Source organism: Anaerotignum lactatifermentans, from assembly GCF_016902535.1.
GTDB lineage: Bacteria > Bacillota > Clostridia > Lachnospirales > Anaerotignaceae > Anaerotignum > Anaerotignum lactatifermentans_A.
Window position 1 is genome coordinate 1 of the sequence record NZ_JACSNY010000076.1, and the last position, 219, is coordinate 219.

Annotated in this window: 1 rRNA gene; it reads right to left on the reverse strand. The window is 53.4% G+C overall.

Annotated elements, in window-relative coordinates:
- A 16S ribosomal RNA gene (locus H9X84_RS12930) occupies positions 1-219 on the reverse strand; the annotation flags it as partial.

Here is a 219-nt window from a genome sequence, read left to right on the forward strand (position 1 = left end):
CCAGCCATTGTAGCACGTGTGTAGCCCAAGACATAAGGGGCATGATGATTTGACGTCATCCCCACCTTCCTCCGTGTTATCCACGGCAGTCTCTCCAGAGTGCCCAACTCAATGATGGCTACTGAAGATAAGGGTTGCGCTCGTTGCGGGACTTAACCCAACATCTCACGACACGAGCTGACGACAACCATGCACCACCTGTCACCGATGTTCCGAAGA